Annotated in this window: 15 protein-coding genes; 4 read left to right on the top strand and 11 right to left on the bottom strand. The window is 54.6% G+C overall.

Annotated features, from left to right (window positions below; genetic code table 11):
• The 4 genes from nuoC to lrhA form a co-directional block, all read right to left on the bottom strand.
• Positions 1-1,803 carry an NADH-quinone oxidoreductase subunit C/D gene (gene nuoC / locus BJ885_RS10725; protein WP_023312537.1) on the bottom strand — a complete coding sequence of 601 codons (1,803 nt, stop codon included), beginning with the start codon at positions 1,801-1,803 and terminating at the stop codon, positions 1-3.
• A gap of 89 nt (positions 1,804-1,892) precedes the next feature.
• Complete coding sequence (gene nuoB, locus BJ885_RS10720) at positions 1,893-2,567, bottom strand: NADH-quinone oxidoreductase subunit NuoB (RefSeq protein ID WP_003861482.1); 675 nt, start codon at positions 2,565-2,567, stop codon at positions 1,893-1,895.
• A 15-nt stretch (positions 2,568-2,582) separates the two neighbouring features.
• Entirely contained in the window at positions 2,583-3,023 is a 441-nt protein-coding gene (gene nuoA / locus BJ885_RS10715; RefSeq protein ID WP_014171000.1) for an NADH-quinone oxidoreductase subunit NuoA, read from the bottom strand.
• A gap of 631 nt (positions 3,024-3,654) precedes the next feature.
• Positions 3,655-4,593, bottom strand: coding sequence for a transcriptional regulator LrhA (gene lrhA / locus BJ885_RS10710; protein ID WP_029741933.1), 939 nt, complete (start codon positions 4,591-4,593; stop codon positions 3,655-3,657).
• A 937-nt stretch (positions 4,594-5,530) separates the two neighbouring features.
• Here lrhA and alaA point away from each other — a divergent pair.
• Complete coding sequence (alaA, locus tag BJ885_RS10705) at positions 5,531-6,745, top strand: alanine transaminase AlaA (protein ID WP_008500204.1); 1,215 nt, start codon at positions 5,531-5,533, stop codon at positions 6,743-6,745.
• A 94-nt stretch (positions 6,746-6,839) separates the two neighbouring features.
• Positions 6,840-7,439, top strand: a complete 600-nt coding sequence (yfbR, locus tag BJ885_RS10700; protein ID WP_029741932.1) for a 5'-deoxynucleotidase — start codon at positions 6,840-6,842, stop codon at positions 7,437-7,439.
• 81 nt (positions 7,440-7,520) lie between these two features.
• Here the strand turns inward: yfbR and BJ885_RS10695 are convergent, their stop codons facing one another.
• From BJ885_RS10695 to yfbV, 4 genes are all read right to left on the bottom strand, one after another.
• Complete coding sequence (locus tag BJ885_RS10695; RefSeq protein WP_023312540.1) at positions 7,521-9,353, bottom strand: SLC13 family permease; 1,833 nt, start codon at positions 9,351-9,353, stop codon at positions 7,521-7,523.
• Between the two features lie 75 nt (positions 9,354-9,428).
• Positions 9,429-10,088 carry a sugar phosphatase gene (locus tag BJ885_RS10690; RefSeq protein ID WP_121931908.1) on the bottom strand — a complete coding sequence of 220 codons (660 nt, stop codon included), beginning with the start codon at positions 10,086-10,088 and terminating at the stop codon, positions 9,429-9,431.
• An 11-nt stretch (positions 10,089-10,099) separates the two neighbouring features.
• Positions 10,100-10,594 (bottom strand): YfbU family protein, encoded by a 495-nt coding sequence (locus tag BJ885_RS10685; protein ID WP_023312542.1) that lies wholly within the window; start codon positions 10,592-10,594, stop codon positions 10,100-10,102.
• A gap of 92 nt (positions 10,595-10,686) precedes the next feature.
• Complete coding sequence (yfbV, locus tag BJ885_RS10680) at positions 10,687-11,142, bottom strand: terminus macrodomain insulation protein YfbV (protein WP_023312543.1); 456 nt, start codon at positions 11,140-11,142, stop codon at positions 10,687-10,689.
• Positions 11,143-11,479: 337 nt separating this feature from the next.
• Between yfbV and ackA the strand changes: the two genes are divergently transcribed.
• Positions 11,480-12,682, top strand: a complete 1,203-nt coding sequence (gene ackA / locus BJ885_RS10675) for an acetate kinase (protein WP_023312544.1) — start codon at positions 11,480-11,482, stop codon at positions 12,680-12,682.
• A 76-nt stretch (positions 12,683-12,758) separates the two neighbouring features.
• Positions 12,759-14,900 (top strand): phosphate acetyltransferase, encoded by a 2,142-nt coding sequence (gene pta, locus BJ885_RS10670; RefSeq protein WP_121931907.1) that lies wholly within the window; start codon positions 12,759-12,761, stop codon positions 14,898-14,900.
• Positions 14,901-14,972: 72 nt separating this feature from the next.
• Here the strand turns inward: pta and BJ885_RS10665 are convergent, their stop codons facing one another.
• Genes BJ885_RS10665 through BJ885_RS10655 form a run of 3 tightly spaced genes read right to left on the bottom strand, consistent with a single transcriptional unit; the run spans position 14,973 to position 18,137 of the window.
• Positions 14,973-15,926: a transketolase family protein gene (locus BJ885_RS10665; RefSeq protein WP_121931906.1), complete on the bottom strand. Its 954-nt coding sequence runs from the start codon at positions 15,924-15,926 to the stop codon at positions 14,973-14,975.
• On the bottom strand, positions 15,919-16,749 hold the full coding sequence (locus BJ885_RS10660; RefSeq protein WP_121931905.1) for a transketolase: 831 nt from the start codon (positions 16,747-16,749) through the stop codon (positions 15,919-15,921). Before BJ885_RS10660 ends, BJ885_RS10665 begins: the two co-directional genes overlap by 8 nt.
• Complete coding sequence (locus BJ885_RS10655; RefSeq protein ID WP_121931904.1) at positions 16,746-18,137, bottom strand: PTS ascorbate transporter subunit IIC; 1,392 nt, start codon at positions 18,135-18,137, stop codon at positions 16,746-16,748. Before BJ885_RS10655 ends, BJ885_RS10660 begins: the two co-directional genes overlap by 4 nt.
• Positions 18,138-18,150 lie beyond the last annotated feature (13 nt).

Below are 18,150 nucleotides of genomic sequence, written 5' to 3'. Positions count from 1 at the left end.
TTAGCGGTCCACATCTGACATAACAAAATCGATACTACCCAGATACACAATCAGGTCGGAGACCAGACTGCCGCGGATGGCGGACGGGATCTGCTGCAGGTGCGCAAAGCTCGGCGTACGCACGCGGGTACGGTAGCTCATGGTGCTGCCGTCACTGGTCAGGTAGTAACTGTTAATACCCTTGGTCGCTTCAATCATCTGGAAGGATTCTTGCGCCGGCATGACCGGACCCCAGGAAACCTGCAGGAAATGGGTGATCAGGGTTTCGATATGTTGCAGCGTGCGCTCTTTCGGTGGCGGCGTCGTCAGCGGGTGATCCGCCTTGAACGGGCCTTCCGGCATGTTGTTGAGGCACTGCTCAAGGATGCGCAGACTCTGGCGCAGCTCTTCTACTTTCAGCATCACGCGGGTGTAGCAGTCGGAAACACCGCCGCCCACCGGGACTTCAAAGTCGAAGTTCTCGTAGCCAGAGTAAGGACGGGCTTTACGCACGTCGAAATCAATACCGGTCGCACGCAGACCTGCACCTGTCGTACCCCACTCCAGCGCTTCTTTCGCGCCGTAGGCGGCAACGCCCTGGGAACGGCCTTTCAGGATGGTGTTACGCAACGCGGCTTTCTCGTAAGAGGCCAGACGTTTTGGCATCCAGTCGAGGAACTCACGCAGCAGACGGTCCCAGCCGCGCGGCAGATCGTGTGCCACACCGCCGATACGGAACCAGGCCGGGTGCATACGGAAACCGGTAATTGCTTCCACCAGATCGTAGATTTTCTGACGGTCGGTAAAGGCGAAGAAGACCGGGGTCATCGCGCCGACGTCCTGAATGAACGTGGAGATGTACAGCAGGTGGCTGTTGATACGGAACAGTTCTGACAGCATAACGCGAATCACGTTAACGCGATCCGGCGTAACGATACCCGCCAGTTTCTCAACGGCCAGCACGTATGGCATCTCGTTGACGCAGCCGCCGAGGTACTCGATACGGTCGGTATACGGAATGTAGCTGTGCCAGGACTGACGCTCGCCCATCTTCTCAGCGCCACGGTGGTGGTAGCCGATGTCAGGAACGCAGTCGACAATCTCTTCGCCATCAAGCTGAAGAATAATACGGAATGCACCGTGCGCAGACGGGTGGTTTGGACCGAGGTTAAGGAACATGAAGTCCTCGTTGTCGGTACCGCGCTTCATGCCCCAGTCTTCCGGCTTGAAGGTCAGCGCTTCCATTTCCAGATCCTGCTTGGCTTTGGTCAGCTCAAACGGATCGAATTCGGTTGCACGTGCCGGGTAGTCTTTACGCAGCGGGTGGCCGGTCCAGGTCTGCGGCATCATGATGCGCGTCAGATGCGGGTGGCCGTCGAAGGTCATGCCGAACATTTCCCAGGTTTCACGCTCATACCAGTTCGCGTTCGGGAAAAGTTTGGTGATCGTCGGCAGATGCATGTCGTTTTCAGACAATGCCACCTTGAGCATGATATCCGTATTACGGTCTATTGAGATCAGGTGGTAGAAAACGGAAAAATCCGCAGCAGGGAGACCCTGGCGGTGGGTACGCAGACGTTCATCCATGCCGTGTAAGTCAAACAGCATGACGTACGGTTTTGGCAATTTCTTGAGGAAATCGACAACTTCCAGCAATTGCTCACGCTTCACCCAAACAACGGGTACCCCGGTGCGGGTAGCCTGAACAGTAAAGGCATCCGGCCCAAAACGGTTGCGCAGTTCGCCAATGACTGGGTCATCCAGATGATCCCGGGTCTGCCAGGCGGCTTCTTGCGCGGTTAAGTCGGTCATATTGTTCACCATTGCAAATGGTCCGTGGTGACTGTTGAGCCTGGCTTCGCGCTATTTGAGTAGTGATATGCGAAGGTGTTCTCCAGGCCTACAGGCGCAAATTAAATTTCGTCAGGCGTACGCAGGTTGGTGACGGCAATACGTTCACCACGTTTACGCTCGCGCTCAGACTGCATGTTCGCGCGATACACACCCTGATCGCCAACAACCCACGACAGTGGGCGACGTTCTTTACCGATAGATTCCTGCAGCAGCATCAGCGCCTGCATGTAGGCTTCCGGACGTGGCGGACAACCCGGGATGTACACATCCACTGGGATAAATTTATCTACGCCCTGCACGACGGAATAAATGTCGTACATACCGCCAGAGTTTGCACATGCGCCCATGGAGATAACCCATTTTGGCTCCAGCATCTGGTCATAAAGACGCTGAATAACAGGTGCCATCTTGGTAAAGCACGTACCGGCAACCACCATCAGGTCAGCCTGACGCGGGGAAGCACGCAGTACCTCTGCCCCAAAACGCGCAACGTCATGCACCGCAGTGAATGACGTCACCATTTCAACGTAGCAGCAAGAAAGGCCAAAGTTGTACGGCCAGATGGAGTTCTTACGACCCCAGTTGACCATATCGTGCATGGCATGTTCGAGTTTGCCCATGTACACGCTTTTATTGACTTCTTGCTCCAGGGGGTCGGTTACGATCTCCTGTTTTTGCAGGGGGTAACGGTCATTCTCACCGTTAGGATCTATGCGGGTGAGCGTATAATCCATCTTATTGCCTCGCTGTTACTGCTGACGATTAGAGATACTGTTTTCCGGGTTGATGTGTTCACGACGTGAACGCGCAGGCGTCCAGTCAAGCGCGCCAATACGCACCAGATAAACCAGACCGGCCAGTAGCACTAAAATGAAAATTGCGGCCTCGACAAAGCCCACCCAACCACTTTCGCGGATGGACGTTGACCATGCGAAAAGGTAAAGCGCTTCCACGTCAAAGATGACGAAGAACATGGCTACCAGATAGAACTTGGCAGACAGGCGTAAGCGAGCGGAACCTACTGAATCAATACCTGATTCGAAAGGTGTGTTTTTGTGCCTTGCACGGGCGCGACCGCCCAGGAACCAGCCGCCGACTAACATCAGGCAGCACAGGCCAATGGCTACAATAAGAAAGATTGCGAATGCCCAGTGATGAGCGATGACTTCTGTGGATGTTGACATACTCATTGCTTACTCATCAAAAGTGATACCAACGACACTGCTCTTGCTGGCAGATGGGCATCACATCGATTCATGGGGAGGAACAAATAACCTTACACTAACTGTCAGAAATGAGACGTAGACAGCAAAATGATGGGGTTTTTTACTCCTTTCTATAACCTATTGTCAACTTTAACAAAGGTTTCTTCACATTAAATTACATCGAGCGATTCTCATTAACATTTGGTGCCCTTTAACCCTGGTGGGTGCATGACTTTCCGTCAAATGTATGTTGTTGAATCGTGTCCGTTTCGGAAGTAAAAAAAATAACCCTCCTATTTTGACAGGATTTGCCAACGATTCCTCCCCCCAAATAGGAGTATTTTCTTGATCTGCGACACGCTTTTGTTAATTCAACATGGAAAACGGCAACATATTTCCTGTTTTTTTAACATGAGAAGGATATGGATGAAGTTAGAACGGAAAATGGACAAGTTTTAAGCTAAAGCATTCATCTTATTGATAAGTAATATAATATCCTGAAAATCCATGCACCATGAGCGGGTATTATTGCTTAAAAAAAGCCACTGCATGTGAAAATCACATGAGTGGCTTTTTTCTACACTTACATTTTGTTACCAGAATATTGAGCTATCGATCACTCAAAATCCCCTTCGACGATCAGGGAATCATCCCCCCCTTCGGAGGTAACGCGCTCGAACTGCCATGGGTTATGGTAGTTTTCCATCGCCTCGAACACCACTTTTGCCAACTCGTTATGGCTGGACGAATTGTGGCAGAGCAGATACTCCGTATCCGGCAGCGCAGGAAGACCATCGGATTTCCCCAGGACGCGCAGATCGGGACTCATCATCTCTACCGGACGGGCCGTTACACCCAGACCAGCCTTCACGGCGGCACGAACCGCTGGCAGCGTGGAAGCCACATACGCCAGACGCCACGGAATGTTGGCCTCATTCAGCGCCGTGAGCACCATATCGCGGAACGGGCTCGGGTCATCCAGTAATACCAGCGGAACCGGCTCCCCTTTTTGCAGCACGTACTCGGCTGCACAATACCAGTGCGTAGGCGATGTGCGCAGCGTCAGGCAATCAAACTGCCCGGGACGATGCGTCGTCACCACCAGGTCGACTTTATGCTCATTTAACATCTCAACCATAAAGGCATTACGTTTTACGCTAACGTCAAGCGCAAGCTTCGGATAAACCGAACTAATACGATTGAGAAGAAACGGCAATATAGTATCCGCTGACTCATCAGATGCGCCTAACGTTAGCACCCCTTGAAGGTTGCTAAACATTAATGACATACATGCTTCATCATTAAAGCGAAGAATTTTCCTGGCATAACCCAGTAGCTGAATACCGTGTTCCGTTAAGAGCTTATTACGCCCGTGACGTGCAAAAAGCTCTTTACCGACCAACTGCTCCAGCCGCTGCATTTGCTGGCTAACGGCGGACTGAGTTCGGCAAACGGCGGCAGCAGCAGCTGCAAAAGTGTTGAGGTCGGCGACCGCAACAAACGTTCTCAGCAGATCGAGGTCGAGATTCATTATCGGACGATTTGCATTTATCATATCTATTCACTTTCAGGTTGCTCGTGCGGAGCTGCCCGGGTTGAAGCTGTGTGTAACAGTTAAGCAATTCCCTCTGAAGGTTTTCCCTCGCATCCCGGCCCGGCAGACTGCCTGACAGATAGTTATTGTGCTGCTTTATATCAACAGTCAGAAAGCACGTTTCATGACGTTATTTTTATTCTCTTAAACGTTCAGGATATTTAGATGTTCGCAGGTTTATGTAAATTACATTAAAGGTATAACACCTTTTCTGCCATCTTTATCGCAGCGCTGTCAACGTAGCAGGAGATGTTTGACACATTCCAGCCAGAGATAACTCCAACAATAACAATCAATTAATTCGAAAAGTCAGTGCCAGATATACAAAATTCTTGCATCTGTTCTCTGCTTTCCTGAAAGACATCTTAACCCAAATCCACTTTATTTATAAGTCTTATTGCAATATTGAGGATTAAAGAAGAATGTTAAGCTTCTAAACTAATTTTATTAAAATTAACTAAAGTTGCATTTTATAGGTTAATAATAAATAAATTTTAATTTAGATTAAGACCATTCATTAATGGCACTTAACATTAATTTCACATGAGTAACTTTTAGCCGCATTACGCTTTAACAGGAACATGTATCAAGCATTCAGGTTTTACGAAAAGTCACTCAGGGTGATTGCTTCCGCTGTCAGGTTCACCACTTATTTTCACTAGCACAATATACAGAATTTTGACAAATGAATAGCACATTTAACCTGTCATCATGCTATGCGCACAACTTTAAGACAGTGAAAAAGCTTACGAACAGCGAAAAAGATTTATCAGAATTTTATTCCCGACACAAAATCTTCTACTGCAAACCCTTCAAAACGAAGCGAGGGGGGAGTACATTATTCCGTGCTGACTTCCACGGCAGGGAGTGGCAATAATAGCGAAAAGGTTAAAGGTTCATGTCCCCTATCGAAAAATCCAGCAAGCTAGATAACGTCTGTTATGACATCCGCGGCCCGGTTCTGAAAGAGGCAAAACGCCTTGAAGAGGAAGGCAATAAGGTTCTGAAACTCAACATTGGTAACCCTGCGCCATTTGGTTTTGAAGCGCCGGATGAAATTCTGGTTGATGTGATCCGCAACCTTCCTACTGCACAAGGCTATTGCGATTCAAAAGGACTTTACTCCGCACGTAAAGCCATCATGCAGCACTACCAGGCACGCGGTATGCGTGATGTTACCGTTGAAGATATCTATATCGGCAACGGCGTTTCCGAACTGATCGTGCAGGCGATGCAGGCGCTGCTGAACAGCGGGGACGAAATGCTGGTACCCGCGCCGGACTATCCGCTGTGGACGGCTGCCGTATCACTGTCGAGCGGTAAAGCCGTGCACTATCTCTGCGACGAGTCCTCTGACTGGTTCCCGGACCTCGATGATATTCGCGCAAAAATTACGCCCCGCACGCGCGGCATCGTGATCATTAACCCGAACAACCCGACGGGCGCAGTGTACTCAAAAGAGCTGCTGATGGAGATCGTCGAGCTCGCCCGCCAGCACAACCTGATCATCTTTGCCGACGAAATTTACGACAAGATCCTGTACGACGCGGCACAGCACCACTCAATTGCTGCGCTGGCCCCGGATCTGCTGACCGTCACCTTTAACGGCCTGTCTAAAACCTACCGCGTGGCCGGTTTTCGCCAGGGCTGGATGGTACTGAACGGTCCGAAAAAGCACGCCAAAGGCTATATTGAAGGGCTGGAGATGCTGGCCTCCATGCGTTTATGTGCCAACGTTCCGGCGCAGCACGCGATCCAGACGGCTCTCGGCGGTTATCAGAGCATTAGCGAGTTCATCGTTCCCGGTGGTCGCCTGTACGAACAGCGCAACCGCGCGTGGGAGCTGATCAACGATATCCCGGGCGTCTCCTGCGTGAAGCCGAATGGCGCGCTCTATATGTTCCCGAAAATTGACGCGAAGCGCTTTAATATTCACGACGACCAGAAAATGGTGCTCGATTTCCTGCTGCAGGAAAAAGTACTGCTGGTTCAGGGGACGGCGTTTAACTGGCCGTGGCCGGATCACGTGCGCATCGTGACGCTGCCGCGCGAAGATGACCTCGAAATGGCCATCAGCCGCTTCGGGCGCTTCCTGTCCGGATACCATCAGTAATCTTAAAATCAGGCTACTTCGGTAGCCTGATTTGCATCTTCCCTCCCCTCCCCGCACAATGAACGCCTGTCGCAGTGAAGACAAAAGGTAACCTATGAGTCAGAGTCATTTCTTCGCCCACCTCTCCCGCCTGAAACTCATCAACCGCTGGCCGCTGATGCGCAATGTCCGCACGGAAAATGTCTCAGAGCACAGTCTGCAGGTTGCGATGGTCGCTCACGCGCTGGCCGCCATTAAAAACCGCAAATTCAACGGCCAGGTCAATCCAGAGCGCATCGCACTGCTGGCGATGTACCACGATGCGTCGGAAGTGCTGACAGGCGACCTGCCCACGCCGGTGAAATATTTCAACTCGCAAATTGCGCAGGAATACAAGGCCATCGAAAAGATTGCCCAGCAGAAGCTGATTGACATGGTGCCGGACGAGTTGCGCGACATCTTTGAGCCGCTCATCGATGAGCATCAGTACACTGAAGATGAAAAGTCGCTGGTCAAACAGGCCGACGCGCTCTGCGCCTACCTGAAGTGTCTGGAAGAGCTGTCCGCGGGGAATAACGAATTTTTACTGGCGAAAACGCGTCTGGAAAAAACGCTGGAATCCCGCCGCAGCGCAGAGATGGACTATTTTATGCAGGTATTTGTGCCGAGCTTCCATCTGTCGCTGGATGAGATTAGCCAGGATTCACCGTTGTAATCTGTTTGCCCCGCGGCGCTGCGCTTGCAGGGCCTACGGGTTGTTGGCCGGGTAAGGCGCGGCCGCCCCCCGGCAAAATTATCAGAACGGGAACAGGACCGGTATCAATACCACGCACACCACCATCACCAGCACGGTGAACGGCACGCCCAGCTTCACGAAATCACTGAACCTGTAATTCCCGGGCCCCAGCACCAGCGTATTCACCGGTGAAGAAACTGGCGTCATAAACGCCGCGGAGGCCGCCATTGCGACCATCATCGCAAAGGGATACGGCGACACGCCCATGGATTTGGCCATCGCCAGCGCAATCGGCGCCATCAGTACCGCCGTCGCGGTGTTGGAGATAAACAGACCGATGGTGGCGCACATGATAAACAGACAGACCAGCATCATGTACGGCCCATACCCGCCGCCAACGTCCATTAAGCCTTTAACGATCAGATCCACCCCGCCGGTTTTTTGCAGCGCCAGGGCAAAAGGCATCATCCCGACAATGAGGATAATGCTCGGCCAGTGAATGGCTTTATACGCGCTTTCGGCGTCAATGCAGCGGAATTTGCCCATCAACAGGCAGGCGATAATTGCCGCGACCGGATTCGGGATTTCATCGGTCAGCATCAGCGCCACCATCAGCACAAGACAAAAAATCGCGTGGGGCGCCTGGCTGTGCGCCGGGGAAGCATCGCTCTCCTCAACAGGCATGTTGAGCACCACAAAATCACGCCCTTTCTGCCCGAGCTGACTAATCAGCTTCCAGTTACCGACAACGAGGAAGATATCACCCAGCAGGATCGGCTCATCCACCACCGCCCCTTCCATCGCCACGCCATCGCGCTTCAGCCCCACGACATTCAGGCCATAGCGGGTTCGGAATCCCATTTCCCGCACGGTTTTGCCCAGCAGTTCCGATTCCGGGATCAGCGATACTTCGGCCATGCCGACATCCAGCGCCTGATCGGAGAAATACTCCCCGCGCAGCACCATCGGTTCCAGCAGCTGTTCGCTGCAAAACTCGCGCAGATCCACGTCCGCGGTGGACATATCAATCAGCAGGACGTCCCGCGCGCGAAATTCCGACACTCCGTTGACGTTGACGATAACCCGGCGAAAACGACGCCAGCGCTCTACGCCGATCACGTTTGCGCCATAGCGCTCACGCAGCTTCAGGTCGTCCAGGCGCTGTCCCACCATCGGCGAGCCGGGGCGAATAGCCAGACGGCGCGCGCGCCCGGTGAGACGGTACTCTTTAATCAGATCGCGGAAGGTGCGTCGCTTCCACCCTTCTTTATTTTTGTCCTGTTTTTCACCTTTCAGGGCAAAGCGGGTCAGCAGCATGTAGACCACGCCCAGGACCAGAATGACCAGCCCAAGCGGGGTGACGCTGAAAAAACTGAAGCCCTGAAATCCTTCCCGGATAAGCTCGCTGTTGACGACCAGGTTCGGCGGCGTTGCTACCAGCGTCATCATTCCGCTGATCAAACCGGCAAAACTCAGGGGCATCATCAGGCGCGACGGCGAGATCTGCATCCGCATGGAGACGCTCAGCACCACCGGAATAAAGATGGCGACCACGCCCGTTGAGCTCATAAACGCCCCCAGCCCGGCGACGGTCACCATCAGGTAGATCAGCATTTTGGTTTCGCTGCTGCCCGCCACCTTCACCAGCCACGATCCCATGATGGTTGCCACGCCGGTACGCACCAGCCCATCACCGATAATAAACAGGGCGGCAATCAGGATAACGTTGGGATCGCTAAACCCGGAGAAGGCTTCCGGCAGCGTGAGCGTACCGCTCAGCACAAACGCGACGATGACAAACAAGGCGACGGCGTCCATGCGTACCTTGCCCGTTGCAAAAAGAAGGATGGCGATTAAAAGCAGGCTCAGGACCCAAATCAGTTCACCGTTCACAACATGTCCTTGTCAGTGGGAGAGGAGGAATTTTGCCATAAAAAAGCCCCAGCAATGTGGGGCTATATCATGTGATTACATTTTTAGCGAGACGGTTACAGCCCCGTCAGAGGCTTTCGAAACAGCCAGCGCCGTCAGTGAATCCAGCACAAAGTCTGCTTCCTCCAAGCGGGGAGATCCCGCCGGAACATTCACCGCGATAACGTGGCTTCCGGCGTTCAACCCGGCCAGTACGCCAGCGGCCGCATCTTCCACCACCACGCACTCTGCGGGCGCGAGGCCCAACAGTTCAGCGCCCAGTAAAAAAGCGTCGGGTTCCGGTTTACCGCGCTTTACGCGCTCCGCAGTGATAAACACTTCCGGCTTCGGTAAACCTGCCGCCTTATGACGGGCGTGGGCGACGGGAATGGAGCCTGAGGTAACGATAGCCCACGGGATCTGCGCCTCGTTCAGATGCTCAAGCAGCTCGCGCGCGCCCGGTAAGGCTGTGATGCCGTCCGTATCCGTGGCTTCAATGTGTTCCAGGTATTTGAACTCCGCCTGAATTTCGTCCTCAGAGCGTCCGGCCAGGAAGTGCCGTAGCGAGGTAATGGCCTGTTTGCCATGGATAAAATTCAGCACGTCCTGATGGTCGATGCCATGTCGGTCAGCCCAATGGCACCACGAACGCTCCACAACCGGCAGCGAATCCACCAGCGTACCGTCCAGATCAAACAGAAAACCTCTACACTGCACACGCACCTCCGTCAGGCATTAATGATTTGTTGAATTTCGTTGCTGCTTAAATGGTACTGACGCGGGCAGGCGTGCCACGCGCTCAGCATACGCTGATATTTCTCCCACATTGGGGTCTGCGCGTTGAAGCCGTGGGTGCCCGCGTCAAAGTGGGTATAGCGCCCTTCTGTATTCACCATAAAGCGAACATAGCTCAGATAACGCGCTTCCGTTGCGGCATCAAAGCCTAAGAAGGTCACCCGGCGCTCGTCGATGGACTGCTGATCTTTGAGATTCGTCCAGGACACGTGCAGGGCGTGATACATCTCCATAATGTCGATCACGATGCGACAGGTTTCTTCTTTCAGCTCGCCAAACTCGCGGTCCAGTTCGCGCATTTGCAAACCAAAACCGCGTTCTACGATGGTTTGCAGGCGGCTGTAGCGCGCAGCGTTATCGGGATCAAGCATAGTCATCATCTTGTACTGGTTAGACAAAATCAGACGTTGAGCATGGGTCATTTCCATCTTTCGACTCCTGTAGCGCATTGCACTTTAAAAAAAAGACACGGTAACTGATTGTTACTGTGCCTTCTTTTCGTCGTCGTTTCGATGATCAATCACAAGTCATCGAGGAATGTTTTATCCAGTTGCTTAAAAGCGCGCTTTAACGTGTCCGCCAGCGCCTGGTAATCCGGCTTGCCTTCAACCGGGGCGAGCGCCTGCCCGGCCTCCTCCAGTTTTCCGCGCACTTCATAAAACCAGTGTAAAATAGAAGGGGGAAGCGGAGTGATGGACCGTTTACCTAACCACCACAGGCCCTGCATCGGCAGGCTTAATGCGAAGAGCGCCGTCGCGACGGCAGGACCCAGCTGTCCGCCCAACGCAATCTGCCAGCACAGCGTAAAGACAGCGACTGGCGGCATAAAGCGAATCGCATAGCGCGTGGCGCGGATGGTGCGATTCTCAATAAACATCGGCGCAAGGCGCTTTTCCATCGGCCACGTCTTTGCGTAATGCTGTCCCCGACGAAACAGACTAAAGAAATTTACGGACGGGTTCTCTGGTGTCGACATGGCTGTACCTCAACTTCACATATAAAAATTAAAATTTTCGTGCAAAACCACAACAAGCTATGACAACGTTCAAAATATTTTGTCATCTCTACCCCGTATCGGGTATCCTGTGCCAGCCTGATAGGGCCTTAGACGAGAATCATTAACTCGTCAAATTATTGCATATTATGCCATTGGCTGAAAATTGTGCAAAATGGCATAAAATCATAGTTATTTCTTCCATCATGCCACAATGTTCGTTTGGCATGATGTTAATCATAAATGTCTGAGTCATCATGCGTTACGCTGTTAGACTCACTGACGTTTTTTTAGCCACGTATCAATAATAGGTACTTCCATGTCGAGTAAGTTAGTACTGGTTCTGAACTGCGGTAGCTCCTCACTGAAATTCGCCATCATCGATGCGCTCAACGGTGACGAATACCTCTCTGGTTTGGCCGAATGTTTCCATCTGCCTGAAGCACGTATCAAGTGGAAGATGGACGGCAGCAAACAAGAAGCGGCTTTAGGTGCAGGCGCCGCTCACAGTGAAGCGCTGAACTTTATCGTTAACACTATTCTGGCACAAAAACCAGAACTGTCTGCTCAGCTGACTGCGATTGGTCACCGTATCGTCCACGGCGGCGAAAAATACACCAGCTCCGTCGTGATCGACGAATCTGTGATCCAGGGCATCAAGGACTCTGCGTCCTTCGCACCGCTGCACAACCCGGCTCACCTGATCGGTATCGCTGAAGCGCTGAAATCCTTCCCGAATCTGAAAGACAAAAACGTGGCCGTATTCGACACCGCGTTCCATCAGACCATGCCGGAAGAGTCTTACCTCTATGCCCTGCCATACAGCCTGTACAAAGAACACGGCGTACGTCGTTACGGCGCGCACGGCACCAGCCACTTCTATGTGACTCAGGAAGCCGCAAAAGTTCTGAACAAGCCGGTTGAAGAACTGAACATCATCACCTGCCACCTGGGCAACGGTGGTTCTGTTTCCGCTATCCGCAACGGTAAATGTGTTGATACTTCTATGGGTCTGACCCCGCTGGAAGGTCTGGTGATGGGTACCCGTTCCGGTGACATCGACCCGGCGATCATCTTCCACCTGCACGACACCCTGGGCATGAGCGTTGACCAGATCAACAAAATGCTGACCAAAGAGTCTGGCCTGCTGGGTCTGACCGAAGTCACCAGCGACTGCCGTTACGTTGAAGACAACTACGCAGAGAAAGAAGACGCTAAACGTGCGATGGACGTTTACTGCCACCGTCTGGCGAAGTACATCGGCTCTTACACTGCGCTGATGGAAGGCCGTCTGGACGCGGTTATCTTCACCGGTGGTATCGGTGAGAACGCGGCAATGGTTCGTGAACTGTCCCTGGGCAAACTGGGCGTTCTGGGCTTCGACGTTGATCACGAGCGTAACCTGGCTGCCCGCTTCGGCAAGTCTGGCTTCATCAACAAAGAAGGCACCCGCCCTGCTCTCGTTATCCCAACTAACGAAGAACTGGTCATTGCGCAAGACGCGCACCGCCTGACTGCCTGATTCCACACCGCCAGCAATGCTGGCGGTGCTGTTTTGTAACCCGCCCAATCGCGGCGGTAACGAAAGAGGATAAACCGTGTCCCGTACTATTATGCTGATCCCTACCGGAACCAGCGTCGGCCTGACCAGCGTCAGCCTTGGCGTTATCCGTGCTATGGAACGCAAAGGCGTTCGTCTGAGCGTCTTTAAGCCAATCGCCCAGCCACGTGCCGGTGGCGATGCGCCAGACCAGACCACCACCATCGTTCGCAAGAACTCCAATCTGCCAGCGGCTGAACCGCTGAAGATGAGCCACGTTGAATCTCTGCTGTCCAGCAACCAGAAAGACGTGCTGATGGAAGAAATCATCGCCAACTACCATGCTAACGCGCAAGACGCGGAAGTGGTGCTGGTTGAAGGTCTGGTCCCGACGCGCAAACACCAGTTTGCCCAGTCTCTGAACTTTGAAATCGCGAAAACCCTGAACGCAGAGATCGTTTTCGTGATGTCTCAGGGCACCGACACCCCAGAGCAGCTGAACGAGCGTATCGAACTGACGCGTAGCAGCTTCGGCGGCGCGAAAAACACCAGCATCACCGGCGTGATCGTGAACAAACTGAACGCACCGGTGGATGAGCAGGGCCGTACTCGCCCTGACCTGTCCGAGATCTTCGACGACTCTTCCAAAGCAAAAGTTGTCAAAGTTGACCCGGCTAAGCTGCAGGAATCCAGCCCGCTTCCGGTTCTGGGCGCGGTGCCATGGAGCTTCGATCTGATTGCCACCCGTGCAATCGATATGGCGCGTCACCTGAACGCTACCATCGTTAACGAAGGCGACATCAACACCCGCCGCGTGAAGTCCGTGACCTTCTGTGCGCGCAGCATTCCGCACATGCTGGAACACTTCCGCGCAGGTTCCCTGCTGGTGACCTCCGCAGACCGTCCTGACGTGCTGGTTGCAGCCTGCCTGGCTGCGATGAACGGCGTGGAAATCGGTGCGATCCTGCTGACCGGTGCCTACGAGATGGACCCACGCGTCAGCAAGCTGTGCGAACGCGCGTTTGCGACCGGCCTGCCGGTCTTCATGGTGAACACCAACACCTGGCAGACCTCCCTGAGCCTGCAGAGCTTCAACCTGGAAGTGCCGGTTGATGACCACGAGCGTATCGAGAAAGTTCAGGAATACGTTGCGGGCTACATCAACGCAGACTGGATCGAATCCCTGACTGCGACCTCCGAGCGCAGCCGCCGCCTGTCTCCTCCAGCATTCCGTTACCAGCTGACCGAGCTGGCGCGTAAAGCGGGCAAACGCGTTGTTCTGCCAGAAGGCGACGAACCACGTACCGTTAAAGCAGCTGCTATCTGTGCAGAGCGCGGCATCGCGACCTGTGTGCTGCTGGGTAACCCGGATGAGATCACCCGCGTTGCGGCGTCTCAGGGCGTTGAGCTGGGCGCTGGCATCGAAATCGTTGACCCGGAAGTGGTTCGCGAAAGCTACGTTGCCCGTCTGGTTGAGCTGCGTAAGAGCAAGGGCATGACCGAAGCCGTTGCACGCGAACAGCTGGAAGACAACGTGGTGCTGGGTACGCTGATGCTGGAGCAGGACGAAGTTGACGGTCTGGTTTCCGGTGCGGTTCACACCACGGCGAACACCATCCGCCCACCGCTGCAGCTGATCAAAACTGCACCGGGCAGCTCTCTGGTTTCTTCCGTGTTCTTCATGCTGCTGCCTGAACAGGTTTACGTTTACGGCGACTGCGCGATCAACCCGGATCCAACCGCAGAGCAGCTGGCAGAAATCGCTATCCAGTCCGCGGACTCCGCGATTGCCTTCGGTATCGAACCGCGCGTAGCGATGCTCTCCTACTCCACCGGTACCTCTGGTGCAGGTAGCGACGTAGAGAAAGTACGTGAAGCGACCCGTCTGGCGCAGGAAAAACGTCCTGACCTGATGATCGACGGTCCGCTGCAGTATGACGCCGCCGTGATGGCCGACGTTGCGAAATCCAAAGCGCCGAACTCGCCGGTTGCAGGTCGCGCTACCGTGTTCATCTTCCCGGATCTGAACACCGGTAACACCACCTACAAAGCGGTGCAGCGTTCAGCAGACCTGATCTCCATCGGGCCAATGCTGCAGGGCATGCGCAAACCTGTGAACGACCTGTCTCGTGGCGCGCTGGTTGACGATATCGTCTACACCATCGCTCTGACCGCGATTCAGTCTTCGCAGCAGCAGTAATGTCAAAAAGCCCGGTGGCGCTAGCGCTTACCGGGCAACAAAAAGGCGACCACAAAGGGTCGCCTTTTTTATTTACAGCAGCTCTCTCGCCGCCGACACAATGTCATGTGCCGTCAGGCCATACTCCTTCTGCAGGAAATCCTGCGTCCCCACCTGGCCGTAGCGCTCCTTGACGCCCACCCGCCGCATCGGTACCGGGCAGGTTTCCACCAGCACTTCCGCCACTGCCGACCCCAGGCCGTTGTGAATGCTGTGGTTTTCACAGGTGACGATGCGTCCGGTTTTCTCGGCGTAGTTTTTCACCAGCATCCGGTCGATAGGCTTCAGGGTAAACATGTCGATGACCGCCGCGCTTACCCCCTCCTGCTCCAGCTGGCGCGCCGCTTCCAGCGCTTCCGCCACCATGATGCCGTTGGCAATCAGGGTAATATCGGTTCCTTCGCGCAGCACGTTACCTTTGCCGATGGTGAAGGTTGACCCCGGGGCATACACGCTCGGCGCCTGCTTACGAATGGTCCGCACCCAGTAGAAGCCTTCGAGGTCGATAAGCTGGCGCAGCACGTCATCGAACATCACCGCGTCGGTCACCTCCAGCACCACCGAGTGCGCCAGGCCGCGCACAATGCCCATATCCTCAAATGACATATGCGTCCCGCCGTTGTGGCAGGCCGTCACGCCCGCATCCGAGGCAATTACCTTCACGTTGTTGCGCTGATAGTCCAGGGACATAAACAGCTGGTCAAAGCAGCGACGGCTGGCAAACGCGGTGAAGGTATGCACGAACGGCTTACGCCCGGTAAGCGACAGCCCCGCCGCGGTGCCGATGACGTTGGCCTCCATAATGCCGCAGTTAATCACGTGCTGCGGATAATCGCGCGCCACGCCGTCCATCGCCATCGAGCTCATCAGATCCGCTTCCAGGGCGATAATCTCGCTTCCTGCCTCAATCTGCTTTGCCACGAAGCTCGCGTAGACCTTACGCATCTCTACGGCGTCTTTCTGTCCTGCCGGTGCAACCTTAATCATGTGAAGCCTCCAGTTGGCGAATCGTCTCGTTGAGGGCCGCTTTGCTCTCTGCGGTCAATCGTAGGTGGTGCGAGTTGCTGAGCTGCTCCAGGTACGGCACTCCCTGCCCCTTGATGCTGTCGAGGATAACGACTAACGGACGCGCATCGGCAGCCGGGACCCGCGACGTTACTGCCAGCAGACCCGGAATGTCGTCGCCCTTCACCGTCGCCACGTCAAAGCCAAAGGCGCGGAATTTCCCCTCCAGGTCGAACGCGCTGATGATCTCGTCCAGCTCGCCGTCGAGCTGCTGTTTGTTCCAGTCCACGAACACCGCCAGGTTGTTCAGGCGATGGTGGGCAATAAACTGGAAGGCTTCCCAGCACTGCCCCTCGTTCAGCTCGCCGTCACCGACGATGCAGAAGACCCGATTCGGCCGCCCCGCCAGCCTGTGCGAAAGCGCCATACCGCCAGCAATGGAGATCCCCTGCCCCAGCGAACCGGTGGTGGCGTCCACGCCACGCGTTTTCAGGCGGTCCGGGTGGCTTGGCAGGCGCGTGCCGTTCTGGTTCAGGGTGCTCAGCTCTTCCACCGGGAAGTAGCCCTTGATCGCCAGCGTGCTGTAGAGCGCCGGGCCCGCGTGTCCTTTCGACAGGACAAAATAGTCTCGCTCCGGCCAGTCCGGATCCGCCGGGTCGATTTTCATCACCGCGCCGTACAGCACGGCCAGGGTTTCAACCACCGACATACTGCCGCCATAGTGTCCAAAGCCCAGCTGCGTCAGGGATTTCAGCGTCTCAAGACGGATCTGACGCGCGAGTTCGGTTATCTCTTTCTCATTCATGATTTGGCTCCGGTGTTTTCCTGCGCGTTACCGCCTGCAGGTTTGTTTTTCGCGAAGACGTTGTACGCCACCAGCAGAGCGAACAACGCCACGACCAGTCCGGTGATGGCAAGCGGCGACAGGAAGCGCGCCAGGTTGCCGAGGACAATCCCGACCGCGCCGAAGTCGGCGTCCGAGAAGGTGGTGTTGGCAAAGCCAATGGCGCCCAGCACCGGCAGCAGCAGGACCGGCAGGAAGGTGATCAGCAGGCCGTTAGCAAAGGCGCCAATCATTGCCCCGCGGCGTCCGCCGGTGGCGTTACCGAACACGCCCGCCGTTGCGCCGGTGAAGAAGTGCGGCACGACGCCCGGGAGGATCAGCACCCAGCTAAACTGACCGCAGATGAGCAACCCCACAATCCCGCCGAGGAAGCTGAACAGGAAGCCAATCAGTACCGCGTTTGGCGCATACGGATAGACCACCGGGCAGTCCAGCGCAGGACGCGCGTTCGGCACCAGTTTTTCCGAGAAGCCGGTAAAGGCCGGAACGATCTCCGCCAGAATCAGGCGCACGCCCTGCAGGATAATGAACACGCCCGCCGCGAAGGTGATGGCCATGATGATGGCGTAGACCAGATAGTTCTGACCGCCGCTGAAGGTGGCCTCGACGTACTCACGCCCGGCGCTCACCGCCAGGATGAGGTAGATAATCATCATGGTCAGGGAGATGGAGATCGAGCTGTCGCGCAGGAAGCTCAGGTTCTTCGGCAGGTTCATCTCTTCCGTTGAGCGGGAGCCTTTGCCGACCTTGCTGCCAATCCAGCCGGACAGCACGTAGCCCAGCGTGCCGAAGTGGCCGAAGGCAATTTCATCGTTGCCGGTAATGCGCTTCATGTAGCGCTGGGCAATCGCCGGGAAGAAGGCCATGATCAGGCCGAGGATCAGCGAGCCGGTAAACACCAGACCCACGCCCTCAAAGCCCGCTACCGTCAGGATCACGCCAATCATGCACGCCATATAAAACGTGTGGTGCCCGGTGAGGAAGATATACTTCAGGCGGGTAAAGCGCGCGACGATAATATTCGCCACCATGCCGAAAGCCATAATCAGCGCGGTCGCTGCGCCGTATTTTTCCAGCGCGATTGACACAATCGCTTCATTGTTCGGAATAATGCCCTGGATCGTAAAGGCGTGTTCAAACATACCGCCCAAAGGATTTAACGACCCCACCAGCACCGTGGCGCCGCCGCCCAGCACAATAAAGCCAAGAATGGTTTTAATCGTCCCTTTCACCACGTCCGAAAAGGCTTTCTTCTGCGCATCCAGACCAATAAGCGCAATTAAACCGACCAGCACCGAAGGGACTTTTAAAATATCAACAACGAAATTCAGCGTTTCAAGGATAAACATATCCACCTCGCCT

Origin of the sequence: Enterobacter sp. WP_7_1 (assembly GCF_003688535.1) — a bacterium.
Lineage (GTDB): Bacteria > Pseudomonadota > Gammaproteobacteria > Enterobacterales > Enterobacteriaceae > Enterobacter > Enterobacter asburiae.
This window is presented reverse-complemented; position numbering and strand designations above follow the sequence as displayed.

Excerpts from the sequence above, each read along its gene's own strand:
- nuoC (WP_023312537.1), bottom strand. The coding sequence starts at position 1,803 with ATGGTGAACAATATGACCGACTTAACCGCGCAAGAAGCCGCCTGGCAG.
- nuoB (WP_003861482.1), bottom strand. The coding sequence starts at position 2,567 with ATGGATTATACGCTCACCCGCATAGATCCTAACGGTGAGAATGACCGT.
- nuoA (WP_014171000.1), bottom strand. The coding sequence starts at position 3,023 with ATGAGTATGTCAACATCCACAGAAGTCATCGCTCATCACTGGGCATTC.
- lrhA (WP_029741933.1), bottom strand. The coding sequence starts at position 4,593 with ATGATAAATGCAAATCGTCCGATAATGAATCTCGACCTCGATCTGCTG.
- alaA (WP_008500204.1), top strand. The coding sequence starts at position 5,531 with ATGTCCCCTATCGAAAAATCCAGCAAGCTAGATAACGTCTGTTATGAC.
- yfbR (WP_029741932.1), top strand. The coding sequence starts at position 6,840 with ATGAGTCAGAGTCATTTCTTCGCCCACCTCTCCCGCCTGAAACTCATC.
- BJ885_RS10685 (WP_023312542.1), bottom strand. The coding sequence starts at position 10,594 with ATGGAAATGACCCATGCTCAACGTCTGATTTTGTCTAACCAGTACAAG.
- yfbV (WP_023312543.1), bottom strand. The coding sequence starts at position 11,142 with ATGTCGACACCAGAGAACCCGTCCGTAAATTTCTTTAGTCTGTTTCGT.
- ackA (WP_023312544.1), top strand. The coding sequence starts at position 11,480 with ATGTCGAGTAAGTTAGTACTGGTTCTGAACTGCGGTAGCTCCTCACTG.
- BJ885_RS10665 (WP_121931906.1), bottom strand. The coding sequence starts at position 15,926 with ATGATTAAGGTTGCACCGGCAGGACAGAAAGACGCCGTAGAGATGCGT.
- BJ885_RS10660 (WP_121931905.1), bottom strand. The coding sequence starts at position 16,749 with ATGAATGAGAAAGAGATAACCGAACTCGCGCGTCAGATCCGTCTTGAG.
- BJ885_RS10655 (WP_121931904.1), bottom strand. The coding sequence starts at position 18,137 with ATGTTTATCCTTGAAACGCTGAATTTCGTTGTTGATATTTTAAAAGTC.